At 69.5% G+C, this 25,722-nt stretch carries 23 protein-coding genes; 11 read left to right on the top strand and 12 right to left on the bottom strand.

Annotated elements, in window-relative coordinates; genetic code table 11:
- Positions 1 to 213 precede the first annotated feature (213 nt).
- Both FKO37_RS14390 and FKO37_RS14395 read right to left on the bottom strand, forming a co-directional pair.
- Positions 214 to 642: a MarR family winged helix-turn-helix transcriptional regulator gene (locus tag FKO37_RS14390; RefSeq protein WP_037810484.1), complete on the bottom strand. Its 429-nt coding sequence runs from the start codon at positions 640 to 642 to the stop codon at positions 214 to 216.
- Positions 643 to 651: 9 nt separating this feature from the next.
- Positions 652 to 2,118: an FAD-dependent oxidoreductase gene (locus FKO37_RS14395; protein WP_238604636.1), complete on the bottom strand. Its 1,467-nt coding sequence runs from the start codon at positions 2,116 to 2,118 to the stop codon at positions 652 to 654.
- An 85-nt stretch (positions 2,119 to 2,203) separates the two neighbouring features.
- On the opposite strand from FKO37_RS14395, the gene FKO37_RS14400 reads away from it, so the two are divergent.
- The gene (locus FKO37_RS14400) at positions 2,204 to 3,241 is read left to right on the top strand and encodes a TetR/AcrR family transcriptional regulator C-terminal ligand-binding domain-containing protein (protein ID WP_238604637.1); all 1,038 of its coding nucleotides are present in this window, start codon (positions 2,204 to 2,206) and stop codon (positions 3,239 to 3,241) included.
- A 204-nt stretch (positions 3,242 to 3,445) separates the two neighbouring features.
- Here FKO37_RS14400 and FKO37_RS14405 read toward each other — a convergent pair whose 3' ends face one another.
- Positions 3,446 to 4,015: a YdcF family protein gene (locus tag FKO37_RS14405; protein ID WP_238604638.1), complete on the bottom strand. Its 570-nt coding sequence runs from the start codon at positions 4,013 to 4,015 to the stop codon at positions 3,446 to 3,448.
- Between the two features lie 129 nt (positions 4,016 to 4,144).
- Between FKO37_RS14405 and FKO37_RS14410 the strand changes: the two genes are divergently transcribed.
- The 5 genes from FKO37_RS14410 (at position 4,145) to FKO37_RS14430 (ending at position 10,377) form a co-directional block, all read left to right on the top strand.
- Positions 4,145 to 5,791, top strand: coding sequence for a helix-turn-helix domain-containing protein (locus FKO37_RS14410; RefSeq protein WP_238604639.1), 1,647 nt, complete (start codon positions 4,145 to 4,147; stop codon positions 5,789 to 5,791).
- Between the two features lie 63 nt (positions 5,792 to 5,854).
- On the top strand, positions 5,855 to 7,354 hold the full coding sequence (locus tag FKO37_RS14415; protein WP_238604640.1) for an aldehyde dehydrogenase family protein: 1,500 nt from the start codon (positions 5,855 to 5,857) through the stop codon (positions 7,352 to 7,354).
- A 28-nt stretch (positions 7,355 to 7,382) separates the two neighbouring features.
- Positions 7,383 to 8,504, top strand: coding sequence for an NDMA-dependent alcohol dehydrogenase (locus FKO37_RS14420; protein ID WP_037810481.1), 1,122 nt, complete (start codon positions 7,383 to 7,385; stop codon positions 8,502 to 8,504).
- 68 nt (positions 8,505 to 8,572) lie between these two features.
- Complete coding sequence (locus tag FKO37_RS14425; RefSeq protein ID WP_238604641.1) at positions 8,573 to 9,439, top strand: AAA family ATPase; 867 nt, start codon at positions 8,573 to 8,575, stop codon at positions 9,437 to 9,439.
- Between the two features lie 182 nt (positions 9,440 to 9,621).
- Positions 9,622 to 10,377, top strand: coding sequence for a vWA domain-containing protein (locus FKO37_RS14430; protein WP_167754114.1), 756 nt, complete (start codon positions 9,622 to 9,624; stop codon positions 10,375 to 10,377).
- A gap of 459 nt (positions 10,378 to 10,836) precedes the next feature.
- Here FKO37_RS14430 and mftR read toward each other — a convergent pair whose 3' ends face one another.
- Positions 10,837 to 11,481 (bottom strand): mycofactocin system transcriptional regulator, encoded by a 645-nt coding sequence (gene mftR / locus FKO37_RS14435; RefSeq protein ID WP_238604642.1) that lies wholly within the window; start codon positions 11,479 to 11,481, stop codon positions 10,837 to 10,839.
- Positions 11,482 to 11,761: 280 nt separating this feature from the next.
- Between mftR and FKO37_RS14440 the strand changes: the two genes are divergently transcribed.
- Complete coding sequence (locus FKO37_RS14440) at positions 11,762 to 12,370, top strand: acetate uptake transporter family protein (RefSeq protein WP_037820762.1); 609 nt, start codon at positions 11,762 to 11,764, stop codon at positions 12,368 to 12,370.
- 17 nt (positions 12,371 to 12,387) lie between these two features.
- Here the strand turns inward: FKO37_RS14440 and FKO37_RS14445 are convergent, their stop codons facing one another.
- A complete protein-coding gene (locus FKO37_RS14445) occupies positions 12,388 to 12,846 on the bottom strand; it encodes an Lrp/AsnC family transcriptional regulator (RefSeq protein WP_037820760.1) in 459 nt (152 codons plus the stop codon).
- Positions 12,847 to 13,021: 175 nt separating this feature from the next.
- On the opposite strand from FKO37_RS14445, the gene FKO37_RS14450 reads away from it, so the two are divergent.
- On the top strand, positions 13,022 to 16,465 hold the full coding sequence (locus FKO37_RS14450; protein ID WP_238604643.1) for an indolepyruvate ferredoxin oxidoreductase family protein: 3,444 nt from the start codon (positions 13,022 to 13,024) through the stop codon (positions 16,463 to 16,465).
- Between the two features lie 521 nt (positions 16,466 to 16,986).
- Positions 16,987 to 18,354, top strand: a complete 1,368-nt coding sequence (locus tag FKO37_RS14455; protein WP_238604644.1) for an IniB N-terminal domain-containing protein — start codon at positions 16,987 to 16,989, stop codon at positions 18,352 to 18,354.
- On the opposite strand, the gene FKO37_RS14460 is transcribed toward FKO37_RS14455, so the two are convergent.
- Both FKO37_RS14460 and FKO37_RS14465 read right to left on the bottom strand, forming a co-directional pair.
- Positions 18,348 to 19,154 carry an SDR family NAD(P)-dependent oxidoreductase gene (locus tag FKO37_RS14460; RefSeq protein ID WP_238604645.1) on the bottom strand — a complete coding sequence of 269 codons (807 nt, stop codon included), beginning with the start codon at positions 19,152 to 19,154 and terminating at the stop codon, positions 18,348 to 18,350. The genes FKO37_RS14455 and FKO37_RS14460 overlap by 7 nt on opposite strands.
- Positions 19,136 to 20,596 (bottom strand): MFS transporter, encoded by a 1,461-nt coding sequence (locus FKO37_RS14465; protein WP_238604646.1) that lies wholly within the window; start codon positions 20,594 to 20,596, stop codon positions 19,136 to 19,138. The genes FKO37_RS14460 and FKO37_RS14465 overlap by 19 nt, the downstream gene beginning before the upstream one ends.
- A gap of 51 nt (positions 20,597 to 20,647) precedes the next feature.
- Between FKO37_RS14465 and FKO37_RS14470 the strand changes: the two genes are divergently transcribed.
- Positions 20,648 to 21,370 (top strand): TetR/AcrR family transcriptional regulator, encoded by a 723-nt coding sequence (locus FKO37_RS14470; RefSeq protein ID WP_134664960.1) that lies wholly within the window; start codon positions 20,648 to 20,650, stop codon positions 21,368 to 21,370.
- A gap of 74 nt (positions 21,371 to 21,444) precedes the next feature.
- Here the strand turns inward: FKO37_RS14470 and FKO37_RS14475 are convergent, their stop codons facing one another.
- The 4 genes from FKO37_RS14475 to FKO37_RS14490 form a co-directional block, all read right to left on the bottom strand.
- Positions 21,445 to 22,242 carry a sigma-70 family RNA polymerase sigma factor gene (locus FKO37_RS14475; protein WP_107051165.1) on the bottom strand — a complete coding sequence of 266 codons (798 nt, stop codon included), beginning with the start codon at positions 22,240 to 22,242 and terminating at the stop codon, positions 21,445 to 21,447.
- A 393-nt stretch (positions 22,243 to 22,635) separates the two neighbouring features.
- On the bottom strand, positions 22,636 to 22,920 hold the full coding sequence (locus tag FKO37_RS14480) for a metalloregulator ArsR/SmtB family transcription factor (protein WP_308196584.1): 285 nt from the start codon (positions 22,918 to 22,920) through the stop codon (positions 22,636 to 22,638).
- A 13-nt stretch (positions 22,921 to 22,933) separates the two neighbouring features.
- Positions 22,934 to 23,296 carry a DUF5313 family protein gene (locus FKO37_RS14485; RefSeq protein ID WP_037817763.1) on the bottom strand — a complete coding sequence of 121 codons (363 nt, stop codon included), beginning with the start codon at positions 23,294 to 23,296 and terminating at the stop codon, positions 22,934 to 22,936.
- Positions 23,297 to 23,316: 20 nt separating this feature from the next.
- Positions 23,317 to 24,183, bottom strand: coding sequence for an RNA polymerase sigma-70 factor (locus tag FKO37_RS14490; protein WP_238604648.1), 867 nt, complete (start codon positions 24,181 to 24,183; stop codon positions 23,317 to 23,319).
- A 134-nt stretch (positions 24,184 to 24,317) separates the two neighbouring features.
- Between FKO37_RS14490 and FKO37_RS14495 the strand changes: the two genes are divergently transcribed.
- Positions 24,318 to 25,052 carry an SDR family oxidoreductase gene (locus tag FKO37_RS14495; RefSeq protein WP_238604649.1) on the top strand — a complete coding sequence of 245 codons (735 nt, stop codon included), beginning with the start codon at positions 24,318 to 24,320 and terminating at the stop codon, positions 25,050 to 25,052.
- A gap of 39 nt (positions 25,053 to 25,091) precedes the next feature.
- Here FKO37_RS14495 and FKO37_RS14500 read toward each other — a convergent pair whose 3' ends face one another.
- Positions 25,092 to 25,643, bottom strand: coding sequence for an HAD family acid phosphatase (locus FKO37_RS14500; protein WP_037817768.1), 552 nt, complete (start codon positions 25,641 to 25,643; stop codon positions 25,092 to 25,094).
- Positions 25,644 to 25,722 lie beyond the last annotated feature (79 nt).

The raw sequence follows: 25,722 nt of genomic DNA on the forward strand, positions 1-25,722 counted from the left end.
CCCGACCGGCACGGGAACCTCCACGCGCGGCTCGCGGCCGCGCAGGGATCAGCGAGGGGCCGGTGCCGTACTGGCCCGTGCCCCGGGCTCACCCGGAGATGTCGTCTTCACCTGCCACGATAGAAATCCTCTTGATCGAGTCTGCTGTCCGTCGGCCAGGATACCAGGAAGCGGAGGACGCGCATCCGAGTTCCACAGTGGACGGACTGCGGTTCAGAACGTCTGCCCCAACCGCTCCAGCAACGGGGCCGCCTCCTTCAGCACCGCCAGCTCTTCCGGCGAAAACTCCGAGCCGAGCGAAGCCGCGAACTGGCGCATCCGGGCGTCCCGCCGGGCTCGCAGCACCTCGCTGCCCTCGGGAGTCAGCGAGACGATCACCTGTCGTCCGTCCGCCGGGTCGGCGCTGCGGGTGACGAAGCCGCGGACGGACAGGCCGCTGATGGTCGAGCTCATCGCCTGCGGGGTGATCTGCTCGGCGCGGGCCAGTGCGGCGGTGGTGGCCGGGCCGTCGCGGTCCAGGCGGGACAGGGCGGAGCGTTCCGGCAGGGACAGTTCGGCCGTGACCTGGCTCTGGCGCAGCCTGCGGGCGATCAGGCTGACCGCGCCGTACAGCGTCGCGGCCAGTTCGTCGGGGTCGGACATGGGAAGAGGCTAGAGCAGGTGCTCCGGGACGGCGGTGAGGTCGCCCGCGTCGGAGATCAGGCCGAGATAGCCGTCGGGGCGGAGCAGGACCAGGGTGCGGTCGGCCGGGGAGTACGCGCGGGCGAGGTGGCCGGCGGAATCGGCGATCTCGTCGTCGGCGGCGGGCTCGGCGACGACGTGGAAGGTGCGGACGGGGGAGTCGAATCGGGGGCCGAAGTTCAGCAGGGTGAACTGGCCGCCGCGGGTGAGGTCGAACAGGCGGCATTTGCCGGTCGTGGTGGTGAGGCCGGGGGCGTCGGGGGCGCGGTCGCCTGCCCGGAGCTGGGCGGACTCGTCGCGGTCGTCGCGCGCCAGCGTGGAGCCGCGGTAGTTGACGCTGAGCTGGGTCGTGTCCCGGTCGCTGCGGATGGGGATGCGCTTCTGCTCGGCCGCTTCGGCCAGGCGTGCGGTCGACAGCCGCAGCACGCCGGCGGCGATCGGGCGGCGTTCGGCCTCGTAGGTGTCCAGCAGTTCCGGCACTCCGGCGGCGAGCTTCCAGCCCAGGTTGCGGGCGTCTTGGATGCCGGTGTTCATGCCCTGGCCGCCCGCGGGGGAGTGCACGTGCGCGGCGTCGCCGGCGAGGAAGACGCGGCCCTCGCGGTAGCGGTCGGCCAGCCGGGTGTTGGAGCGCCACACCGACGTCCACTCCGGTTCTTGCAGCCGGATGTCGGTGCGGCCGCTTCGCCGGTCGAAGATCGTTTGCAGGGTGGCGAGGTTGAGGCCGGTGTCGCCGAGGATGGGCGCTTGGTACTGGAACAGGTGGGTGGACGGCAGCGGGCAGAGGCTGACGAAACCTTCGTCGCAGCGCCACATGTGCCAGGCGTCGCGGTCGAGGCCGTCGACGGCCAGGTCTGCGACGATCATCCGGATCCGCTCGTCCGTCTCGCCTTCGAAGGCGATTCCGGCTTGTTTGCGCACGACGCCGCGGCCGCCGTCGCAGCCGACCAGCCACTGTGCGCGGACGGTTTCGGTCTGGTCGCCGGAGCGCAGCACTGCCGTCACGGCGTCGGCGGATTGCTCGAACCTCTCGAGCGCGGTGCCGAATTCGACCGTGCCGCCGAATTCGGCCAGCCGCAGGCCGAGGGTTTCCTCGACCCGCCATTGCGGGGTGATGACCGAGGCGGGGTACGGAACGTCGGGCCGCTCCTCGAAGGCCGGGCCGCCGCTCGTCCGGCCGTCGGGGTCGGTGAGCAGGATCGGCATCGCCGACCGGCCGTTGGCGAGGATGCGGTCGATGACGCCGAGGTCGTCGAACACCTCGAGGCTGCGCGGCTGCAGTCCCTTGGCGCGCGAGCCCGGGCGGAGGCCGGGGGACGCTTCGACCAGCCGGAACGCGACGCCGCGCCGGGCGAGTTCGCAGGCCAGCGTCAGCCCCGTCGGGCCCGCGCCGACGATCAGGACCGGCACTTCCGGCGTGGACAGGTGTGCTTGCGGCATTTTCAACCCCCTGGCTCCGAAGAACTTCTGTCCGCAAGCGTAGGGAAACTTGCTAAGAAAGACAAACCTTTCTATCGTGGGCTGAGTGGCCCCTGAAACCGTGCGTCGCCGGCATGGCGAGCAGCTGGAATCCGCGTTGCTCGCGGCCGGATGGGACGAACTGGTCGAGACCGGTTACTCGCGGCTGACCATGGAATCGGTGGCCGTCCGCGCCCGCACGAGCGAGGCCGTGCTCTATCGGCGGTGGGCCAACAAGGACGAACTGGTGCTGGCCGCGATGCGCCGGCACCGCGACGACCACCCCATCGTCGTTCCCGACACCGGAAGCTTGCGCGGCGATCTGCTCGGGTACCTGACCTCGGCGAGCGAAGCACTGGCCGGATTCTTCGCCATCGCAGCCGCCGCGGCCATCTCCGGACTGTCGGCCAGCACTGGTGCCAGCCCCGGCCAGGTCCGGGACCGGATCATCGGCGACCGGCTGCTCTCGCGAGACATGTACACGCGCGCCCACGCCCGCGGCGAGATCGACCTGACGCGCCTTCCCGGCGCGGTGCTGGAAATGCCGTTCCAGCTGATGCGGCACGACCTGCTGCTGAACCTAGCCCCGCTCCGCCCCGCCCGGATCCGGTCGATCGTCGATGAACTCTTCCTGCCTCTCGTCCAGCCGACGGGCGGAGTTAAGTACTTAACTGCTGCTTCGGAAAACCAGCCGCGACCGACGTCCGGAGACCTTTTCCGGTCGATTCGCTGGGCGCAGCGCAAGCGAATCGAGGAATGGAGCCGCACGCGCGACCTCACCTTCGAACAGGCCCTGGTTCTCGGCTACCTGGAGCGGCAGCCCGGGGTCATTCAGCGAGATGTCGCGGAGATGAGTTACACGACGCCCGCGAACGTCTCGCTGCTGCTGAAGGGCCTCGAACGCCGCGGGCTGGTCGAACGCCGCACCGAGGGAGGACGCAAGCGCGTCTACGCGACTCCGGCCGGAATCGACCTGGTCACCGGCCTCGACGCGGTGCTGGCCGAGGCTGAGGAACTGGTCTTCGCCCCGCTCGACCGGGACGAGCGGGCCGGGCTGGAAAGGTTGGTGGACAAGATCAACGCGCACCTGGCCGGGAGTTCTTGAGAGGTGATGACGGTTCTTGCCGGGATTGCCGCGGACGAGACCTGAATTCGCGCCGTTCGGGGAGGTGAGGTCGACTGCGGCGGGGAAGGGCAGGGGTTCGCTCGCTCGCGGCACCAGTGCGCGGCAAGCACGCCCCGGCCGCCAACACACCGCAAGACGTCTCCGGCCGGTGTTTGCCAGCGCGCCACCCGAGCGAACCCCAGCTCACCCCCGAAGCCGCCGCAAATTTCGTTTCTCCATCACCGCCAGCACCGGCTTCACCGCCAGCCACTCCCCGAACCGGTAATCCCGCCCGGGAACCAGTCGCTCCGCCAGGTCCGGCCGGTGTCGCCGCAGGTAATGCCGCGCCTTCTCCGCATGCAAGGAATTCGAGACGATCTTGATCCGGTCCGCGTCCTCGATCAACGGCACCGCACCCAGTACGTTCTCCCACGTCGACCGGCTCTCGGTTTCGAGCACTAGCTCGCCTCGGTAGCCGCACTCCCGGGCGTACCGGGCCATCAGCGCGGCTTCGGACTCCGTGCCGCCGACGGCTCCGCCGCACAACACCAACCTCGACGGGCCCGGCGCCTGCGAACGTACTGCCGCTCTCACTCGCCAGCGATTCACGAAATTGGCCCGCGACCCGCGATTGCGGTAGCCGAGCACGACCACTGCCTCGCCGGTGCCCGACGTTCCGGGGCGGTCGCCCATTCCGCGGCGCGAGGAGCGCCAGTGTTCCCATTCGGCCCAGCTGAACACCATGACGAAAAGCATCAGAAAACGGCGCGCCACTCACCCGATCCTACCAGCGTCCACAAAGGACAAACCGGGGAACGGAAGAACGCACGTCTGGAACTTGTCGATCCGCGAAGGTACTGTCACACGAACCGCTACGTCGCCGTCCGGTAGTCGGGAGGAGCAGTGTCGCTCGGAGGGATACCGTCGCAGGGCTCCGCTGTCCTGCGGCCGCCGATCGCCGATTCGTGGCGTCGGTCCCGGCTGTTCGGCGTCGAGCCGGAGCTGGACCGGGGCGCGATTTCGATCGGCGAGGTCGACCAGCGCAGCAGGCTGATGACCGCCGCCCGTCCGGTGCTGGACCAGCTCGTCGAGCAGCTCACCGGCACCCGGTTCTCCATTCTGCTCGCCGACCGCGACTGCCGCCTCGTCTTCCGCTGGTTCGGCGACCGCGGTCTGCAGCACCAGCTGGAAGAGCTCGGCGTGCTGCACGGTTCGCAGCTCAGCGAGGGCCGCGTCGGCACGAACGCGCTCGGCACGCCGCACGAATCGCGCCAGGCGGTGGAAATCCACGGCCAGGAGCACTACGCCGACGCGTTGAAGCGGTTCAGCTGCTACGGCCATCCGATCCGGCATCCGCTCACCGGACGGATCGAAGGCGTCCTCGACATCACCGGCGAAAGCGACAGCAGCAATCCGCTCTTCGGGCCGCTGGTGAAACGCGTCGTCGGCGACATCGAACAGCTCGTGCTGGAGAGCGCGCGCGCCTGCGAACGGCGGCTGTTCCTGGCGTTCCAGCAGGCCACGCACCATCGCAGCGTCCCGGTCGCGGTGCTCGGCGGCGATCTCGTGTTCGCCAACGAAACCTGCATCGAACACCTTCGCCCCGCCGATCCGACCCTCTTGCGCACGTTGCTGCCGCAAGTGCCGGAACGCGGAGTATTCGACACTCGCCTCGATGTGGGTGACGGAATCAGTCTTTCGGTCGTAGCCGAACGCGTAGAAGGTTCGACAGACGGCGCCGTCTTCCGCATCGCGCGGAGCACCAGCAGCACCCGAAAACCCGTCCCCGCACCGGCAAAAACCGCACGCTCGGTTCTCATCGCGGGGGAACCCGGCACCGGCCGGACCACCGAAGCCCGCGCGCGAGCCGGCGTGGACGATCCGGTCGTCCTGCACGCCGCGGCCGCGCTGCGCGAGGAACCACGAGACTGGGCAACAAGATTCGCCGACCTCGTCGCGCAGCCGCGCACCGCCGTCGTCCTGGACGACGTGCATCTGCTCCCGGAAAGCCTGCTCCCGTTGGTCGGCGAGGCGCTCGACAACCCGGGATCGGCCCGGTTGCTGCTCACTTCCGTCCCCTCGGACGCGATGTCCCCAGCCGTAGCGGCGATCGCGGCGAGATGCGCGGAAACCGTCGCCCTCGCCCCGCTGCGCGAACGCCTCGACGACCTGCCCACGATCGCCGCGGCGATGCTCCGCGACGAATATCCCGACCGGAAACCGCACTTCACCGGTACCGCGCTGGCCGCGCTGCGGACGCATCCGTGGCCGGGCAACCTGCACGAGCTGCGCGCGGTGCTGCGCGAGGTGTCCCGCCTTCCGTACACGGGGGTGATCGACCTCGCCCAGCTGCCACCCGCGTGCCGAGGCAGTTCCCGCACGCGGCAGCTCGGCGGGCGCGAACTCGCCGAACGGAACGCGATCGTCACGGCGTTGCGCGCCAGCGAGGGCAACAAGCTGCGCGCGGCCCGCGAACTCGGCATCAGCCGCACCACGCTCTACCGCCGCATGCAGGCGCTGGGCGTGACCGACGACTGTCCACTTCTGTAACACTTCGCCCCCGGTCCGCCGGGTGACGATGACCTCCGTCACAACGAAGTGAGGAGGCGCCAGGTGACCGCAACGGTGGAATTCCCCCTGCACACCCAGGTCCGGGAGTTCGTGTCCGGCCCGCTGGAGCTCTTGATCGGCGGGCGCTGGGTCCCGGCCGCGTCGGGCCGCACGTTCCCGACCTACGACCCGGCCACCGGGGAGAAGATCGCCGAGGTCGCCCACGGCGAGGCCGAGGACGTCAACCGCGCCGTCGCCGCCGCGCGCAAGGCGTTCGACGAGGGCCCGTGGGCCGCCATGAAGCCGAACGAGCGCGAAAGGCTGATCTGGCGGATCGGCGATCTGCTGTCCGAGCGGGCGGACATCTTCGGCCAGCTGGAAGCGCTCGACAACGGCAAGTCCGCGGCGATCGCGACCGCCGTGGACACCGGCTGGGCCGCCGACGTCTTCCGCTACTACGCGGGCTGGGCGACCAAGATCGAAGGCAGCACGGTGAACGTGTCGATGCCGTTCGCGCCGGACGCGCAGTTCCACGCCTACACGCTGCGCGAGCCGGTCGGCGTGTGCGGGCAGATCATCCCGTGGAACTTCCCGCTGCTGATGGCCGCGTGGAAGATCGCGCCGGCGCTCGCCGCGGGCAACACCGTGGTGCTCAAGCCCGCCGAGCAGACGCCGCTGACCGCGCTGCTGCTGGGCACCCTGTTCGAGGAAGCCGGATTCCCGCCCGGCGTGGTCAACATCGTCACCGGGTTCGGCGACGCCGGGGCCGCGCTGGCCGCGCACGACGGCGTCGACAAGGTCGCTTTCACCGGTTCGACCGAGGTGGGCAAGAAGATCGTCCAGGCGGCGAGCGGAAACCTGAAAAAGGTTTCGCTGGAGCTGGGCGGGAAGAGCCCGAACGTGGTGTTCGCCGACGCCGATCTCGACCTCGCGGTACCCGGTTCGGTCAACGCGTGGATGTTCAACCACGGCCAGTGCTGCGTCGCCGGGACGCGGCTGTACGTGGAGGACACGATCTTCGAGGAGTTCACCCAGGCAGTCGCGCAGGCGGCGAGCCAGGTGAAGATCGGGCCGGGCCTCGACCCGGAAACCCAGCTGGGCCCGATGGTTTCCCAGGAGCAGTTCGACCGCGTCTCGCGCTACCTCGGCGAAGGGCTCGCCGACGGGGCCCGCGCGCTCACCGGCGGAAAACGCTGGGGCGACACCGGATACTTCATCGAGCCGACCGTTTTCGTTGACGTGAAACCGGAATTCAGCATCGTCCGGGAAGAGATCTTCGGCCCGGTCGTGGCGGCCATGCCGTTCAACGCCGAACAGGGCGTGGCCGCCGCGGCCAACAACAGCGAGTACGGACTCGCCGCCGGGGTCTGGACACGCGACGTCGCGAAGGCGCACCGTACTGCGAAGGAACTGAAGGCAGGCTCGGTGTGGGTCAACCAGTACAACGGCTTCGACACGGCGATGCCGTTCGGCGGCTACAAACAGTCCGGCTGGGGCCGGGAACTGGGCGCGGCCGCGCTCGACCTCTACACGCAAACCAAGTCCGTGAACATCGCGCTGTGATCCGCCCGCTCGAACAAAGGAGTTCCCGATGAAGACGAAAGCTGCGGTCGTCTACGAGGTGGGCAAGCCGATCGAGGTGGTCGAGCTCGACCTCGAAGGCCCCGGCGAGGGCGAGGTGCTGATCCGGTACACCCACGCCGGGCTGTGCCACTCGGACGTGCACATCGCGCACGGCGACCTGGAGGCCCGGCTGCCGATGGTGCTCGGGCACGAGGGCGCGGGCATCATCGAGGACGTCGGCCCCGGCGTCACCCGCGTCAAGCCGGGCGACCACGTGGTGTGCTCGTTCATCCCCAACTGCGGCGTGTGCCGCTGGTGTTCCACCGGGCAGCAGGCGATCTGCGACATGGGCGCCACGATCCTCGAGGGCTACCTGCCCGGCGAGCGGTTCCCGTTCAGCGGCCCCGGGCCGGTCAAGCAGTACGGCGCGATGTGCATGCTCGGCACGTTCAGCCAGTACTCGACCATCCACCAGAACTCGGTCGTGAAGGTCGACGACGACCTCCCGCTCGACAAGGCGGTGCTCGTCGGCTGCGGCGTCCCGACCGGATGGGGCTCGGCGGTCAACGCGGCCAACGTGCGTCCCGGCGAGACGGTGATCGTGTCGGGCGTCGGCGGCATCGGCATCAACGCGGTGCAGGGCGCGCGCTACGCCGGCGCGAAGAACGTGATCGCGCTGGACCCGCTGGAGAACAAGCGCGAAAAGGCGATGGAACTCGGCGCGACGCACGCGGTCGCGACGCCGGAGGAGGCGGCTGAGCTGGCGCAGTCGTTCACCAACGGCAACGGTGCGGACAAGACGATCGTCACCGCGGGCATCGTCACCGAGGAGATCGTGACCGGCGCGTTCAACGCCACCGGCAAGGGCGGCACGATCGTGCTGACCGGGCTGAACAAGCTGTCGGTGAACAACGTCAACCTGCCCGGTTCGATCCTGACGCTGTTCAAGAAGACGGTGAAGGGCAGCCTGTTCGGCGACTGCAACCCGACCGTGGACATCCCGAAGATCCTCGGGCTGTACCAGAGCGGGGATCTGAAGCTGGACGAGATCATCACCCGCACGTACACGCTGGAAGAGGTCAACCAGGGGTACGACGATCTGCTGGAGGGCCGGAACGTGCGCGGCGTCCTGGTCCACGACGCACCGTGACGGCTTTGTCGGCGGACTGCGGGCCGGTTTCCGGTCCGCAGTCCGCGGTCCCCCTCCTGACCGCGGACGTGGTCGGCCGCCGCCGAGAAATCGAACTCCTGCTGGCCGGTTTGGATTGCGGCGCGCACGTCGTGCTCGAAGGCCCGCCCGGCACCGGCAAAACCACCCTGCTGCGCGCTGTCGCGGAAGCAGGCGGTTCACCGTTTGTATTCGTCGAAGGCAATGCCGAACTAACGCCCGCGCGCCTAGTCGGTCAGTTTGACCCTTCGCGAGTGCTGGCCGAAGGCTACGTGCCCGAGACCTTTGTGGACGGTCCGCTCATCGAGGCCCTGCGCACCGGCGGCCTGCTGTACGTCGAGGAAGTCAACCGGATCCCTGAGGAAACCCTCAACGTCCTGATCACGGTCATGTCCGAAGCCGAACTGCACGTGCCACGCCTGGGCCGAGTACGCGCGGCGGACGGATTCCGTTTGGTAGCCGCGATGAACCCGTTCGACGCCGTCGGCACCGCGCGTATTTCGTCGGCTATTTACGACCGGGTCTGCCGGATCGTGATGGGCTATCAAACCCAAGACGAAGAAAGCGACATCGTAGCCCGCCGCAGCCCCGCGGTCCCTGCTGAATGGCGCGACCGAGTCGTAGACCTGGTACGCCGCACGCGCAACCACGCCGATGTCAGGGTCGGTTCCTCAGTACGCGGCGCCATCGACGTAGTGCGACTGGCAGTTTCCCTAGCCCGCATCCGCAACGCGTCGACCACAGATTGGCGAATCGGCCACGATGCCGCACTGGCTGCGTTGTCCGGCCGAATCGGCCTGCACGAATCCAGCGGACGCACCGCGGAATCGGTGATCGACGAACTGTATGTAGCGGTTTTCGGCGAGGAATCCCCGCCGCAGGATTCCGAAGGCGGCGACCCGCCGGGGGAAGCCTAAGCCCGCCACCGGCGGGCCCACAGCAACACCAACGCCCACCCCGGCCAGGCTCAGCGCGGAGCAGCACCACCCCGCGCTCTGAACTCTCCCGGAACGGCCGTTTCGCGGAAATCTCGCCCGAGGTAGGCGTCCTGGACGAGGAAGCGTTCAGCACGGTCTTCCGCGAGGATGCAGACGAAGCAATGGCCTTGCTGGTCGAAATGAGCAAGGCCACCGACGAGTCCCTGCGCGCAGCAGCACGAGATCTGGCCCGCAGACTAATGATCGACGTCGCCCGCCGCGGCGTCGCACGAGGCCGAGGCGTAGGAAAACTACGCCGCGACCGAGCCGACCGAGGCGGCGAACTAGACCTGGACCGCTCCTTGCCCGCACTAGTAGACGCAGCCGCAGTCGGCCGGGTCCCAGCACTGGACGACCTAGTGTCGCGCCGCTGGGCCCGCCCAGAATTGGCCCTATGCCTGGTAATCGACACCAGCGGCTCAATGACCGGCGCGCGACTGGCCGCAGCAGCCCTCACCGCAGCAGCCTGTTCGTGGCGGGCTCCAGTTGAACACGCGGTGGTGTCCTTCGCGCGGAACGCTGAGGTGATCCGCCCGCTGCGATCCTCCCGATCGAAGTCCGCGGTGGTGGAGTCGGTGTTGTCGTTGCGAGGACACGGAGTCACCGCATTGGCCGCAGCTTTACGGAAGGCGAATGAGCAACTGGCTACCTCGCGCGCAGCAAGGAAAACGGTTCTCTTGCTGTCGGATTGCCGGGCCACGGATGACCAGGACCCGCTGCCTGCCGCTCGCGCGTGCGAAGAGCTGCTGATCCTGGCCCCCGCAGAGGATTGCGAGGAAGCCGAACGCTTCGCACGTGAAGCCGGTGCCCGCTGGCGTCCGCTAAGCGGTGCCGCAGCCGCCCCCGCCGCACTGGCCGTGTTGCTGGACCGTACGTGAGGGCCACCCTCACAGCCGCTGATTCCTTCAGGGTTCCCCTCACGCCCCGCCGACGGTCCGTGAAGGGCTCCTTCACGGACTTGGATTCCCTCAAGGAGCCCTTCACGGCCCGCCCGCCCGCTCGCCCCGCGCCCGCCCGCCGCGCCCGCTCGGGATGCGCCCCAATGCGGCATTGGGTGCGTCGCATGCACCGAACGCCACTTTGGGTGCATCAGATACACCCAAAGTGGCATTGGGGCGCACGCCCCCACCCCACCCAAACCGCCGCCGATGCACCCAACGATCGGTGCACCCACACCACCCCCGCACCCCGATACGAAGCTCTCCTGCGGTCTGAGGGTGCTTGTCAAGGCATCTTTCCCGCCTTGACAAGCACCCTCAGACCGTCAGCACAATCAAGCTTCGGGGTGCCCACCGCACGCCAGGGCGCAATGTCGCCGCCAGGCGACGAGCCGCCCGTCAACCAGACCCAGGCTCCCCAACCAACACCTCATCAGCAAACCCAGCCGCCAACGCCCGCAACCCGGCATCCAAATACAACGTCAAATCAGCATCCGCCCGAGCCGACCACCGCTCATAAGCCGCCCGGCACGTAGCCAGCACCGCCCGCCCCACCGCCAGCGGATACAACGAATCCTCAGCCTGCCCAGTCCGCCGAGCCACAAACCCGATAACGGCCCGCTCCCAAGCGTCATAATGCCGAGTAGCACTAGCCGCCAACTCAGCCACAGTACTAAGCAAATTCATCCGCATCCGCAGCTCGGGCACATCCTCAGCCCGGTAATGATTAGCCGCCAACACTGCCCGCCGCACAGCCTCCAGCACGGGCACATCCTCCGGAGCCTCAGCAAGCAACTCCCGGATCGTGTCCACCTCGGAGTCGAACTCGTTCCACAAGACGTCCGACTTGGCGTCGTAGTACCGGAAGAACGTCCGCCGGCTCACCCCGGCCGCAGCCGCGATCTGATCCACCGTGGTCTCGTGAAACCCCTGCTCAGTGAACAGCCGCAGCGCGATCTCCTCGAGCTGCCGCGCGCTCGTCCCTCGAGGCCGCCCCCGCCGGGGCCGCGCCTCGCCAGACTCGCCGACCGGATCTGCAGGCATGCCTCCCCCTCCCGCGGGCGCTTCTGTCACCGGGTGACACTACTCGGCCGCGCACCCCCGGCCACCACAAGGCCGCCCCGGCGAGATCCACAATGGATGGTCGAGTTAACGAAGAATGCGCAATAAAAGACCGTAAGTCCGAAACAAACCCCATTCACCGATTCCCGCAGCGATATCCCCGAATTGCCACTCGAAAGAGGGACCTTGTGGACAGTGGACAAGTCTGTTGCGCCCGGTGTCAGATGTGAAGATCCTGCCGCAAAGCAGAATCGAGGATCCGATGAGTGAGACCGCTGCTCGCCCGACCTCACCCGCCACCGCCGGGATCGCCGATCCGGGACCGCTGGGCCTGGCCGGTTTCGCCGCTACCACTTTCGTCCTGAGCGCGGTGAACGCCGGTCTCATCCCCAAGACCGTCGAACCGGTCGTCCTGCCGCTGGCCCTCTTCTACGGCGGGCTGGCCCAGCTGCTCGCCGGGATGTGGGAATTCCGCAAGAACAACACCTTCGGCGCGACCGCGTTCGGCACTTTCGGCGCGTTCTGGCTGGCTTTCGCCTTCTACGTCTGGCAGTTCGCGGCGAAGATCCCGCCCGCCGACGCGGCGACCGCGACCGGGATGTTCCTGTTGGTGTTCACCATTTTCACCGGCTACATGATGATCGCGTCGCTGCGCACGAACGCCGTCCTGATCGGCGTGTTCGTCCTGTTGTTCCTGACCTTCCTTTTCCTCACCATCGGCGAATTGGGCGGCGCGGAAGGCGCGGGCAAGATCGGCGGCTGGCTCGGGCTCGCCACCGCGGTGGTCGCCTGGTACGGCTCGTTCGCGGTCGTCACCAACACCACCTTCGGCCGCACGGTGCTGCCGACCGGGACGATCGGCAAGCGCTAGCCAGGCGGGAGCCAACGTCACTCCGGCCGCTCCTCACCGCGCACCCAAGAGTCGAGCACGATCAAAGTACGCGTACTGGTGATCCGGTGGCTGCGCCGCAGCTCGTCGATCGTGGCCTGCAGATGCGCCATGTCGCGGCTGCGCAGCCACACGACCGCGTCTGGGTCGCCGGCGATGGTGAACACCGCCTGCGCCTCCGGGATCCGGGTGGTGGTCTCGACGATCTCCGCGACGTTCGTGCTGCCGAAGAACCGCAGCTGCGCGAACGCCTCGATGCCCCAGCCGAGCTTCGCGTGGTCGACCTGCACGGTGAAGCCGGTGATCACGCCCTTCTCGCGGAGCCGGTCGACGCGCCGCTTCACCGCCGCGGTGGAGAGCGACACCCGCCCGGCGATGTCCGAGAACGTGCGCCGGGCGTCCTCGCGGAGCAACGCGATGATCTCGTGGTCGGTCGCGTCCAGCAGTTCTTCGGCCATGAGCGGCATCGTACGCAACAGATCTGCCCGATCCGCCCTCTCGCGCGTCATCCTTTGCGTCCTTGCCACTACAGTGGCCGGGCACGTTGCGCCGGGGTCCGAGCGTGAGGTGAGGTGGCTCACGTCCCAACGGCGGGTGCCCGTGGGCTTGATGGCGTGCGGAAGGGAAGTGCGGATGAACGCCTTCACGTTGGAAGACCGGTACGTGCGCGAAGCGGGCACTGTCTACTTGACCGGGGTGCAGGCGCTGGTGCGCGTCCTGCTCGACCGGATCCGGCTGGACCGGCTGAACGGCGCGGACTCGGCGGCCTTCGTGTCCGGGTACCAGGGTTCGCCGCTCGGCGGGTTCGACCTCGAGCTGGCGCGGCGGGCGGGATTGCTGGCCGAGCACAACATCGTGCACAAGCCGGGTGTGAACGAGGAACTCGGCGCGACCGCGGTCATGGGCAGCCAGCTGGCCGCCCGAGCAGGCACGATGCGCCCCGACGGCGTGGTCGGCATGTGGTACGGCAAGGCCCCCGGCCTCGACCGCGCCACCGACGCGCTGCGGCACGCGAACCTCGCCGGCACCGATCCGCGCGGGGGCGCGGTCGCGCTGGTCGGCGACGACCCCAACGCGAAATCCTCGACCATCCCGTGTGCGTCCGAGCACGCGCTCGCCGACCTCGCGATGCCGGTGTTCTTCCCGGCCGATTCGCAGGACGTGCTGGAGCACGGCAGGCACGCCGTCGAACTTTCCCGCGCGAGCGGGCTGTGGTCCTCGATGAAGATCGTCGCGAACGTCGCCGACTCCGGCGGCACCGCGCTGGTGGATTCGGAATGGACCGCGCCGGAGATGCCGGAGGGCGCGTACAAGCACCAGCCGAACAGCCGTCTGCTCGGGCCGGAGCTGATCACGCTCGAGCACAGTCTGCACCGCGTGCGGCTGCCGCTCGCGATGGAATACGTGCGGGCCAGCGGAATCAACCGGATCGTCCGATCCGGACCGAACGACCGGGTCGGCATCGTCACCGCCGGGAAGTCCTATTTGGACCTTCGGCAGGCGCTGCGGATGCTCGGCCTCGACGAGTCCGAGCTGTCCCGTTACGGCATCCGGCTGCTGAAGCTCGGCGTCGTGTACCCGGTCGAACCGGGCATCATCAAGGAATTCGCCGAGGGCCTGGACGAAATCCTGGTGATCGAGGAGAAGCGCGCGCTGGTCGAACCGGCGATCAAGGAGATCCTCTACGGCCGCACCGGCGCGCCGCGCGTGTACGGCAAGTCCGACCAGCACGGTCAGGTGCTGTTCACCGAACTCGGCGAACTGGACCCGGACCGCATCGCGAGCGGCGTGGCCAAGCGGCTGCCGGACGCGGAACCCGTTGCCGCGTGGAAACAACGCCGTCGCCGCGAGCGGATTTCGGTGCCGCTGCTGGCCCGCACGCCGTACTTCTGCTCCGGCTGCCCGCACAACTCGTCCACCAAGGTCCCGGACGGCACGCTCGTCGGCGCCGGGATCGGGTGCCACACCATGGCTTTGTTCATGGAGCCGGAGCAGGTCGGCGAGGTCGTCGGGCTGACCCAGATGGGCGGCGAGGGCGCGCAGTGGATCGGCATGGCCCCGTTCGTCGAGACGCCGCACCTGATGCAGAACATCGGCGACGGCACGTTCATGCACTCCGGCAGCCTCGCCGTGCGCGCGGCGGTGGCGGCGGGCGTCGACATCACCTACAAGCTGCTGTACAACTCCGCGGTCGCGATGACCGGCGGTCAGGACGCGGTCGGCGGGCTGTCCGTGGAGAAGGTGGCGGCGCTGCTGCTGACCGAGGGCGCGGCGAAGGTCGTCATCACCTCGGACGCGCCGCGGCGGCTGCGGAAGCGCAAACTGCCGCGCGGGGTCGAGGTGCGCGATCGGTCGGAACTTCTTCGCACGCAAGAAGAACTCGCGGCGCACCGCGGGGTCACGGTGTTGATTCACGAGCAGGAGTGCGCGGCGGAGAAGCGGCGCAAGCGCCGTCGCGGGAAGCAGGAAACGCCCGCGCGCAAGGTGTTCATCAACGAACGCGTCTGCGAAGGCTGCGGCGACTGCGGGGTGAAGTCGAATTGCCTTTCGGTGCAGCCGGTCGAGACGGAGTTCGGCCGTAAAACCCAGATCCACCAGGCTTCGTGCAACGTCGACTACTCGTGCCTCGACGGCGACTGCCCGTCGTTCCTGACCGTCGTCCCGACCGGCGAGGTCAAGCGGCGGCATCTCGCCCCGATCGGCGCGGACGCCGTGGCGGAACCGGAGAAAACCCGGTCCGACGTCGCCGTGCGGATCACCGGCATCGGCGGCACCGGCGTGGTCACCGTCGCGCAGATCCTCGGCGTCGCCGGGGTTCTCGACGGCAAGCAGGTGCGCACCCTCGACCAGACCGGCCTCGCGCAGAAGGGCGGCGCGGTCGTCTCGGACGTGAAGATCTCCGCCGGCGCGGTCGAGCAGGCCCCGAAGCTCGCCAACGGGGAGTGCGACCTCTACCTCGCGTGCGACGCGCTGGTCGCCGCCGACCCGGCGTACCTCGGCGTGGCCGACGCCGAGCGGACGGTCGCCGTGGTGTCCACTTCGGAGGTTCCGACCGGGCGAATGGTGGTGGACAAGGAAGTTTCCTACCCGGACCAGTCGAGCATCCGCGGCGCGCTCGGCGACGCGACCGCCGCCGGGCACTACCTCGACGCGCGCGGCCTCGCCGAGCAGATCTTCGGCGACGACCAGTTCGCCAACATCCTCCAGCTCGGCGCGGCGTACCAGACCGGCTCGCTCGCGGTCACCGCGGAGAGCCTGGAACAGGCCATCAAGATCAACGGAACCGCGGTGGAGACGAACCTGCAGGCGTTCCGGCGCGGCAGGCAGCTGGTCGCCGACCCGGACGCGCTCAACGCGGAACTCTCGCCGTCGGCGGAGGACCCGGCCCCGGCCGCGGTCGACGCGGAAGCGGTCCGCCGGGTGCGCGCGCTGGTGCGGGCCGACGGCGAACTCGCCCGGGTGCTCGACCTGCGGATCCCGGACCTCATCGCCTACCAGGACGAGCGCTACGCGCGGGAGTACGCGGAGTTCATCGAGCGGGTCCGCACCCGCGCCAGTGCTTCGGTCACCGAGGCAGTCGCGCGCAATCTCTACAAGCTCATGGCCTACAAGGACGAGTACGAGGTGGCGCGGCTGTCGCTGGACCCGCAGCTGACCGCGGAAATCGAAGCCCAGTTCGGCGTCGGCACCCGGTTCGCGCACCGGCTGCACCCGCCGGTGCTGCGCGCGCTGGGCATGAACCGCAAGATCAGCCTCGGCGGCCGCAGCTTCCGGCCGGCGTTCGCGGCGCTGCGGGCCATGCGCAAGCTTCGCGGGACGAAGCTGGACCCGTTCGGCCGCGCCGAGGTCCGGCGGGTCGAGCGGGCGCTGATCGGGGAGTACCGGCAGGCCCTGACGCGCGCGCTCGAGGTGGCCGACCGGGGCGACTCCCGGCTGGTCGAGCTGGCCGCGCTGCCGGACGCGGTGCGCGGGTACGAGGAGATCAAGCTGGCGAACGTGGCGTCCTACCGGAAGCGGCAGGAGGAACTGCTGCGGGAGCTGGAGACGCCGGACTCGGTACGGGTCGCCACTGCCTGAGCCGGAGTCAGCCGCACTGTTGCGGCAGATTCCGCACCTAATCCCCTTAATCGGAGCGTGATCAACCTCCGCAAACGGCATCTAACGCGGATTCCGTGCCGAACTTCCGCGAAACCTCCGAAACGGCGGGAGGGCCGGGCAAACCCGGTCTCCCGCCGTTTCGGCTTTCCCGCCACGCCCGTCCCGGCGCGAAAAGCCCTGTAGGTGTCACACCAATGGGTGGTCCTGGCGAACCTCTTCGGGCGACCCGCGTCCGTCCCCCGATCGGTGGGGTGGGCGGCGCCCGGCGGGGTGGCACGACGGCAGCCCTGTGACCAGCGCGGACGCGCCGAATCCCCTAATGCCCCTAATCGGGGGAGCGGCGAAGTCCCTAGTGGGTGCCCCGGCTAACCCGGGTGACCCCCCGATGGCGGGCATTCGGCGGCGTCCTATGTTCGGAAAAGGAGCCGGCTCTGGGGCCGGCTCGTCCGTTTCTCGGACACCCCACCCCGATCCGTTGTCACCACAGGAGAATACAAACTATGGGCCCGGTGCAGACGCTGCACGAATTCGCGCTGAACCTGCTGAACGACCCGCAGTCGCTGGCGGAGTACAAGGCCGACCCGCAGGGGGTGCTGAACGGCGCCGGTCTGGGCGAGCTGAACCCCTCGGACGTGCAGGACATCATGCCGCTGGTCATGGACAGCGCCCCGCTGCCCGCCGCTCCCGCCGTCCCGGCCGTCCCCGCGGCGCCGGGCGTCCCGGCCGCGCCGAGCATCCCGGCCGTGCCGGGCGTGCCCGCCGCGCCGAGCGTTCCGTCCGCTGACCTGGGCGGTGCCTTCGACCAGGCGAACTCCGCCGCCGAGCCGGTGGCGCACCAGGTCGGCGACGGCCTCGGCGGTCTCGCCGGCGCCCTGCCGAACCTCAGCCCGGTCTTCGAGGGCGTCAGCAACGTCGCGGACGCGACCGGCCTGAACACCGTCACCCACGGCGCGCTGGGCGCGGTCTCCGGCGTGCTGGACCACGTCGCCGAGGCGACCCACTCGGTGCCGGTCGTCGGCCCGATCGTCGACGCCGCCGCGATCGACACGCAGAACACCGTCAACGCGGTGGGCGAGCACGTCTTCGACGGCAAGCTCGTCGGCTCCGCGGTGGACGCGACCACCAACCACCTCGGCGACGCGCTGACCTGGAAGGCCGTCGTGGCCGAGTCCGGCAAGCTCCCGGTCGTCGGCGGCCCGGTCAGCGGCATCGTCGAGGACGTCCGCCAGGGCGGCTCGCACCTGCTGGGCACCGTCAACGAGGCGATCGGCTCGACCCCGGTCGGCGTCCACGAGGACAGCCTCCGCGCGGACCTGACCCAGGCGACCGGCGACCTGACCCAGGCCGGCGACCTGTCCGGCACGCTGGACCACGCGACCGGCGCGGTTCCGGGTCTCCCGGCCGTCCCGGCGGTGCCGGGTGCGGGCGAGCTGCCGCAGGTGCCCGGTGTCGGTTCGCTGCCGCAGGTCCCGGGTGTCGGTTCGCTTCCGGCCGTGCCGGGCGCGGGCGAGCTGCCGCAGGTTCCGGGTGTCGGCGCGCTGCCGGCCGCCCCGTCGGTCCCGGGCGTCGGCGAGCTGCCGCACGCTCCGGCGCTGCCGGCCGCCCCGAACGCGGGTTCGCTGACCCACGCCATCGAGGGCGCGACCGCGCACGCGCCGGCCGTCAACGCGGCTGCGCACCACGTCACGAACACCGTTCAGGACGCCGTCGAGACCGGTGCCCAGCACGCGACGACCGGCGAGCTGCCGGACGCCTCGCACGCCGCGCCGGTGCTCAACGAGGTCCAGAACCACCTGCACGACGTGGCGGGCGGCCTCGAGTCGCACGCGAGCAACGTGCACCTGGACAGCCTGCACCTGGGTCACTGATCCTGGCGCGTTAAGGGTTTTCCCGCCGCGGGCTCGGGCCGGTCACGGTCCGGGCCCGCGGTGTTTTCTGTGCCGGGCAGCAGCGACAGCACCAGTTCGCGATCCCGGAAGAGGCCGCCGGTGGGAGCACCGGCCGGCAACGTCGCGGCCCACACCACGCCGCGGGCGCTTTCGCTCGCCGGGCGGGCCGTGTCCTCGTCGCCGCGTTCGGGATGGGTGGCGGTTTCTCCCGGATCGACGGCGTTGACGAGGATCGGGGTGTCCCGCAGCGCCGAGGCGAGTACGCCGGTCAGGGTGTTCAGCGCGTGCTTGGCGAAGGAATGCGCTGGCGCGCGGAGGCTCGCGCCGAGGTCGAGCCCGGTGGAGATCTGCAGCGCGGAAATGCTGGAAACATTGACGATCCGGGCGGCCGGAGCCGCTTTCAGCGAAGGAAGCAGCAGCTGCGTCAGCTGCCACGGGCCGAGCACGTCGATGTTCAATGCGGATCGGACGGCGGGCAGATCGACGTCGAGCGCGGACAGCGTCGCGAAATCGACGACGTCGCTGGCATTGTTGATCAATACGTCGAGGTGGCCGAAGGTTTCGGCCACCTGGTCGGCGGCGGCGGTCATGGTGGCGAGATCGGCGAGGTCGAGCCGTAATGCGGTGGCGTTCGGGAGTTGTGCGGCAAGGGATTCGGCGCGGGCGAGGTCCCGGGCGGTGAGGACGACGTGGTAGTCCTGCCCGGCCAGAAGCCGGGCGATGGCGAAACCGAGGCCGGCGGCGCGGCTGGTTCCGGTGATCAGGGCGGTTTTCGACACTGCGTCGCTCGTTTCAGTGGGCGGTGTGTTTCGGGAGGAATCCGACGAGGGCCAGCGCCCCGAGGTAGAGACCGGCGCAGAGGCCGAAAACCAGTTCCGCGGCAGGGATCCAGGACGGTGCGGCGGCAGGTCCGACGCGGGCGAAGAAGACCGTGCCGAGCGCGGCGACACCGATGGCTCCGGCGAATTGCTGGGCGGCGTTGAGCATTCCGGAACCGCTGCCGACTTCTTCGGGCGTCGCGTCGCCGAGGATGAAATCGAAGAGCGGGATGAACAACAGCCCGGAACCGGCGCCGGTGACGAAGAGGGCGGGGGCGAGCTGCCAGATGGTGATGGCGGCGCCCCAGTGCGCGATCGACCACCACAGGGCGAGCAAGCCGACAACCGCGATGGCCAGTCCTAAGTGGAGGGACGCGCCCGAGTTTCGCGGCGAGCACCGCGCCGGACAGCAGGGTCGCGATCGCGGTGCCGGCGGCCCAGGGGAGCAGGGCGAACCCGGATTGCAGCGGCGTCCAGCCGAGACCGGACTGCAGCAGCAGGTTCACGACGAGCACGAAGCCGCTGAGCGAGGCGTAAAACCCGCCGGTGATCAGCAGTCCGAACACGAAACCGCGCTTGGCGAACAGGGACGGCGCGATGACCGGGTGGCTGCTGCGGCGTTCGGATCTGGCGAAGAGGACGAAGGCGACGACACCGGCGGCCATCAGCACGTACGTCCAAGCAGGCCAGCCGAGTTCGCGGCCTTGGATGAGCGGGACGATGAGCAGCGCTGACGCGGCGGTGAGCAGGCCGACGCCGCGCAGGTCGAGGCGGGCGCCGCGGTCCTCGCCGCTGTGTCGCGGCAGCACGCGCAGGGCGAGCAGCCCGGCGAGGATGCCGAACGGGACGTTGATCAGGAAAATCGAGCGCCATTCGCTGCCGAACAGGTTCAGGTGCAGCAGCCAGCCGGAGAGGATCGGCCCGGCGACGGTGGCCATGCCCATGATCGGGCCGAACGGCATCAGGGCTTTGCGCAGCTGATCGGGCGGGAAGACGACCTTCACCAGCGCGATGCCCTGCGGGATCATCGCCGCGCCGAACAGGCCCTGCAACACGCGGGCCCCGATCAGGAACCCGGGGCCGGGGGCGAGGCCGCAGGCCAGCGACGCGAGGGTGAAGCCGGTCATGCCGAGCAGGAACAGCCTGCGCCTGCCGAGCAGGTCGCCGAGGCGGCCGGACGTCACGAGGCCGAGCGCGAACGCCGCGGTGTAGGCCGACAGCACCCACTGCAGGGTCATCGGCCCGCCGCCCAGGTCAGCGCGGATCGAGGGGCCGGCGAGGGCGGCGACGCTGGTGTCGATGAGGTCCATCAGATCGGCGATCACGACGACCGCCAGCACGAGCCACGCCTGGACCAGCGGAAGCGGCTCGGCGCGCGTTGACGAACTAAGTTCAGTAGTCACGAACTAAGTTCTAAATGACGAACTAAGTTCGTGTCAAGCTATAGTGACGGCATGCCCGCTGCCCCCCGAGAGCGCCGCGCCGCCCGGCACGCGTCCGCCGAGGCCCCGCCGAAACCGCGGAAAGAACCCATCACGGTCGACCGGATCACCGACGCCGCGCTGCAGGTCGTCGCCACCGAGGGCTACGACGCGCTGACCGTCCGCCGGGTCACCGCCGTGCTCGGCACCGGACCGTCCTCGCTGTACGCGCACATCGTCAACAAAGAGGACCTCGACGATCTGCTCATCGGCAGGCTCTGCGCGCAGATCGACCTGCCCGAACCGGACCCCGCGAAGTGGCGGCAGCAGGTCCTGGACGTCTACGGGCAGATCCGCGACCTGTACCTGAAGTACCCCGGCGTCTCCCGCGCCGCGCTGGCGATGGTCCCGACGCACCTGGAAACGCTGCGGGTCAGCGAAGGGATTTTCGCGATCCTGCTGGCCGGCGGCATCGAACCGCAGACCGCCGCGTGGGCGCTGGACTCGCTCACGCTCTACGTCACCGCGTACGCCTGGGAGCGGTCGCTCGTCCAGCAACGGCAGCAGCACGGCGGCGAGTGGGTGCTCAGCCAGGAGGAGTTGATGGAGCGGTTCAGCGGGCTGTCGGAGGAGAAGTTCCCGCACACTCGGCGGTATGCGGCGGAGCTGACGTCCGGTGCCGGGCATGACCGGTTTGCCTTCATGGTCAACCTGATCACGCAGAATCTGGCAAGCGGGGCGCCGGAAGGTGCGTGAGGGGAACCCTGGGGGAATCAGATTCCGTCAGGGTTCCCCTCACGCACCTCGCGGGCTGCTTGGCGCGGCTGGGGTTAGCGGGGTTCCGGGATCGCCGGGTCGCAGCAGCCGGTCATCCGGGGCAGTTCGCGGTTGACCTCGGCCAGTTCGGCGGCGACCGCGTGGCACTGCCCGCACACCGCGAGGTGTCCGGCGAGGACTCCGGCCCGGCGGGCGGGCAGGGTGCCGCGCAGCCACGCGCCCATCCGGCGGCGGACTTCTTGGCACTGCGGCAATTCCGCGTCCGGCACCTGGACTTGCAGGTACGCCTGCCGCAGTCCCTCTCGGGCGCGGCGGGCGAGCACCGCGACGCCGTTCGGGGAAACGCCGAGCACCGGCGCGAGTTCCGCCGGGGTGTTGCCCTCGGCGGACATCCGCCACAACACCGTGCGCCAGCGGCCGGGCAGGGTTCGGTACGCCGACCACACCAGCCGGTCTTCGGAGCGCATGACTGCGAGTTCGTCAGCGCCGCCGTCCAGAGTTACGGGTTCCGGAACCGTGGCGTAGAGATCGATGCGGTTTTCGTGGCGGCTCCACCGGGCGAAGAGATTTCGCATGGTGGCCACGAGATACGCGGGCGCGTTCGATTCCGGGCCGCCGCCCGCCGCGACCGTGCTGAGCACGCGGGCGAAGGCTTCGGCGACGAGATCGTCGCGTTCGGCTTGCTGGCGCACCAAACCGGCGGCGACGCGGCGCATCAGCGTGACGTGCCGCCGGAACAATTCCCCGCCGGCCTGGCAATCTCCGGCGCGCACGGCGGCGAGGAGTTCGGCGTCGGTGCGCGCGTCCTCGTCCTCCTCGGTGACCAGCGTGCTGCCCAGTGTCGCGTCCACCGTGCACCTCCCACCGGACCGGCCCACACCTCGTCACGCGGGACTACTGAAAGTAACTGGTACAGCAGTGTACTCCATATGCCGCCGAGGATCCGGCAGTCGGTCGCGCGATTCCGCACCGATCGCCGCTGTCAGCCGAACGAGGAAGTCCTGGCCGTTCAAGGACATTTCGTTCGGCCGCCGACTGTCCGAAGTGGAATATTGACGGATGGTCAGGAAAGTTTTCCGGCCAATTCGGTGAAATAGGGCGTCTTGGCCGGGTGGTAGTCGGCGAAGTCCGGCTTCGGCGGTCCATTGCCGCGCCTGGGGTCTCCAACAGCAGCGCCAGCCTCCGGGCGCCGGATTCGTCGGTGGCCGAAACAGTCAGTCGTCGCGACGGTCGAGCCGCTGCTGTCAGGCGGGCGGGGCGAGAAGCTGGGTGAGCCAGGCGGTGAGTTCGGCGAAGCCTCGCAGGTCGAGGGCGTAAAACCGTTGCCTGCCCACGAGTTCGTCGCGCACCAGCCCGCTTTCCCGCAGTACACGCAGATGCCGCGACACCGCGGGGCGGCTGATGGCGAAGCGCGCGGCGATTTCCCCGGCGGGCAGGCGCTGGTGTCGCAGGAGCGCCAGGATGTCCCGTCGCACCGGGTCGGCGATCGCGCTGGCGGCCAGGTCCGCAGCGGAAGCGTAACCCTGCAGTTACGCGACCGGCTCACGGCCAGGTCGACGCACCGCCGCGGCGTTTGCGGACCGCTTTCCCGGTGCCGGGCGGAAAACCGTGCTTGGTGAGCCGGACCTCGGCGAGTTCGTCGGCGCTGGTGACGGTGAGGAACAGGCTCAGCAGCAGGCTGATCAGCAGCGCGGCGACGATCATCCCGGCGGGCATCGGCGTGACCAGGGTGAGGACGACGTAGCCGGCGATCAGCCAGGGCAGCGCCTCGGCGAAGATCCGGAACGCGAAGCGCAGCACCCAGGTCTTCGCGGTCGCGTCGTACAGCACCCACTCGCGGTACTCCTCGGGGAGTACCCCGCCGTAGACGTAGTGCAGCCAGCGCACCGGGCCGGGTCGCTTCATCCCCGCCGGGTACCCCGGGCTCAGGCGGGATACGCCCCGAGCTTGGCCGGGTTCATCAGCCAGAACACGCGGTGGATGCCCTCCTCCGACGCCGTCGCGGTGAGCACCGCGGTGACGGTTCCGCCGTGGCTCACCACCGCCGCGGGCTGGCCGTTGGCTTCGCTCCAGCGCACCTCGGCGCCGGCCCAGAACCGGTCGGCGAACGCGCGGACGTACTTCGCCACCGTGGCCGCGCCGACCACTGGAATCCGCGTCGCGCGGACCGCACCGCCGCCGTCGGAGTAGCTGACGACGTCCTCGGCGAGCAGTTTCTCCAGCGTCGCCAGGTCGCCGGAGCGCGCGGCGTCCACGAACGCGGTGAGCAGCCGCCGCTGTTCCGCTGGTTCGACGGGCGCCCGGCGTTCCGCGGCGAGGTGCTTGCGCGCCCGGCTGACCAGCTGGCGCGCGCTCACCTCGGTGGTCTGCACGATGTCGGCGATCTGCTGGTACGGGTAATCGAACGCCTCGCGCAGCACGTACGCCGCCCGTTCCGTCGCAGGGAGCTTTTCCAGCAGGAACAGCACGGCGACCTCGAGCGCGGCGGCCCGCTCGGCGCCGAGCTGCGGGTCTGCCGAGGTATCGACGGGTTCGGGCAGCCACGGGCCGACGTAGGTTTCGTGCCGGGCGCGCGCGGTCTGGCTCGCGGTGATGGCCAGCCGGGTCGTGGTGGTGGCGAGGAACGCGCCCGGGTTGCGGACGGCCGAACGGTCGCAGGTCTGCCAGCGCAGCCAGACGTCCTGCAAGAGGTCCTCGGCGTCGGCGACGCTGCCGAGCATCCGGTAGGCGATCCCGAACAGCCGCGGCCGGACCTGCGCGAACACCGAGGCGGCCTCGGCGATTTCCTCCATCGGCGGCGCGTTCCTTCCTGTTCCGGCGGGCATTCGCGAGCTTAGCGGGCCGGGGTGTCACAACTCGGCGCGCTGTCCGGTCCTGACTGGCGACGCTCGCGGCGGCCGCCGCGGCGGGAACGGAGGGAACGAGCATGAAGATCGTCGTCATCGGCGGAACCGGGCGGATCGGCTCGCAGGTCGTGGGGCTGCTCGAGGGGCACGAGGTCGTCGCCGCCGCGCCGAGCACCGGCGTGAACGCCTTGACCGGCGAGGGGCTGTCCGGCGCGCTGCGGGGTGCCGACGTGCTGGTGGACGTGTCGAACTCGCCGTCGTTCGCGGACGACGACGTGATGGAGTTCTTCCGGCGTTCGACCGGGAATCTGGTCAAGGCGGCGAGTGAAGCTGGGGTGGGGCATTTCGTCGCGCTGTCCGTCGTGGGTGCCGACGAACTGCCGGATTCCGGGTATCTGCGGGCGAAGGTCGCGCAGGAGAAGCTGATCCAGGACAGCGGGCTGGACTACACGATCGTGCGCGCGACGCAGTTCCTGGAGTTCGCGGTCGCGATCGCGGACACCTCGACGGTCGACGGCGTGGTGCGGCTCTCCGACGGCGGCACGCAGCCGATCGCGGCGGAGGACGTCGCGGTGGCGGTCGCGCGGGCCGCGGGCGAGCCGCCGGCCGGCGGGATCGTCGAGATCGGCGGACCGGACGTGCTGCCGATGGACGAGTGGATCCGGCGGGTGCTGACCGCGCGGAAGGACCCGCGCGAGGTGGTGACCGACCCGGCCGCGAAGTACTTCGGGACGGTGCTGGGCAAGGACAGCCTGGTGCCCGCGGAAGGCGCGTGGCGGGGGAAGGTCGGGCTGGCGGAGTGGCTGGGCCGGTGAACGGCGATCCCGGTTCTCGCCGGGATCGCCGCTCGCGAGTTACGAAAGCTGGCCGTCGTAATCCGGGAGTTTGAAGCCTTTTTCGTAGTCCCCGCCTTCGAGGTCGGTGGACCGGTTGCCGATGTTCGCCGTGATTGTGTAGCCCTGGTCGGTCAGGTCCGCGCGGCAGCGTTGCTTGCCTTCCGCGGTGTGCTCGCCGGATTTGCGGGTGCAGATCGCGTCGATCGGATAGCCCGCATTGCCCAGCTGCGTGCGCGCCGAGGAAGAACTGGTCCGCGCCGTCACGAAGAGGACGGACACGTGGTGCTCGCCTGCCCATTGCGCGACCGCGAGCACCGGCCGGTTCGGTTCGCCGGGGTGGTATTCGGTTTCCAGCGACGTGTTGTCGATGTCCAGCACGATCGCCAGCCCGGACCCGCCTTGCGCGACCCGGTCGGTCAGCCACGGAATGGCCGGATCGACGGCTTCGCGCACGTCGGCCTGCCATTGGTCGTAGCTGGGCAAGTCGGCTGGCGCGGCCGAGGCGGTGGCAGGCGCGGCGATCAGCCCGGCGACGGCGAGAATGGCGGCGCAGGCGGTTTTGACGTTCATCGGCGCGTTTTCTCCTTAGCGTGGCGGAAAGTGCCGTCGAGCACGCTAATCGCGCGGGGGATTCCGGTGTACCGTCGTT

The sequence above is a fragment of the Amycolatopsis sp. Poz14 genome (assembly GCF_006704225.1).
Taxonomy (GTDB): Bacteria; Actinomycetota; Actinomycetes; order Mycobacteriales; family Pseudonocardiaceae; genus Amycolatopsis; species Amycolatopsis nivea.

Excerpts from the sequence above, each read along its gene's own strand:
- FKO37_RS14430 (WP_167754114.1), top strand. The coding sequence starts at position 9,622 with ATGGCCTTGCTGGTCGAAATGAGCAAGGCCACCGACGAGTCCCTGCGC.
- FKO37_RS14390 (WP_037810484.1), bottom strand. The coding sequence starts at position 642 with ATGTCCGACCCCGACGAACTGGCCGCGACGCTGTACGGCGCGGTCAGC.
- FKO37_RS14470 (WP_134664960.1), top strand. The coding sequence starts at position 20,648 with ATGCCCGCTGCCCCCCGAGAGCGCCGCGCCGCCCGGCACGCGTCCGCC.
- FKO37_RS14500 (WP_037817768.1), bottom strand. The coding sequence starts at position 25,643 with ATGAACGTCAAAACCGCCTGCGCCGCCATTCTCGCCGTCGCCGGGCTG.
- FKO37_RS14395 (WP_238604636.1), bottom strand. The coding sequence starts at position 2,118 with ATGCCGCAAGCACACCTGTCCACGCCGGAAGTGCCGGTCCTGATCGTC.
- FKO37_RS14495 (WP_238604649.1), top strand. The coding sequence starts at position 24,318 with ATGAAGATCGTCGTCATCGGCGGAACCGGGCGGATCGGCTCGCAGGTC.
- FKO37_RS14420 (WP_037810481.1), top strand. The coding sequence starts at position 7,383 with ATGAAGACGAAAGCTGCGGTCGTCTACGAGGTGGGCAAGCCGATCGAG.
- mftR (WP_238604642.1), bottom strand. The coding sequence starts at position 11,481 with ATGCCTGCAGATCCGGTCGGCGAGTCTGGCGAGGCGCGGCCCCGGCGG.
- FKO37_RS14490 (WP_238604648.1), bottom strand. The coding sequence starts at position 24,183 with ATGGAGGAAATCGCCGAGGCCGCCTCGGTGTTCGCGCAGGTCCGGCCG.
- FKO37_RS14485 (WP_037817763.1), bottom strand. The coding sequence starts at position 23,296 with ATGAAGCGACCCGGCCCGGTGCGCTGGCTGCACTACGTCTACGGCGGG.
- FKO37_RS14455 (WP_238604644.1), top strand. The coding sequence starts at position 16,987 with ATGGGCCCGGTGCAGACGCTGCACGAATTCGCGCTGAACCTGCTGAAC.
- FKO37_RS14445 (WP_037820760.1), bottom strand. The coding sequence starts at position 12,846 with ATGGCCGAAGAACTGCTGGACGCGACCGACCACGAGATCATCGCGTTG.
- FKO37_RS14450 (WP_238604643.1), top strand. The coding sequence starts at position 13,022 with ATGAACGCCTTCACGTTGGAAGACCGGTACGTGCGCGAAGCGGGCACT.
- FKO37_RS14440 (WP_037820762.1), top strand. The coding sequence starts at position 11,762 with ATGAGTGAGACCGCTGCTCGCCCGACCTCACCCGCCACCGCCGGGATC.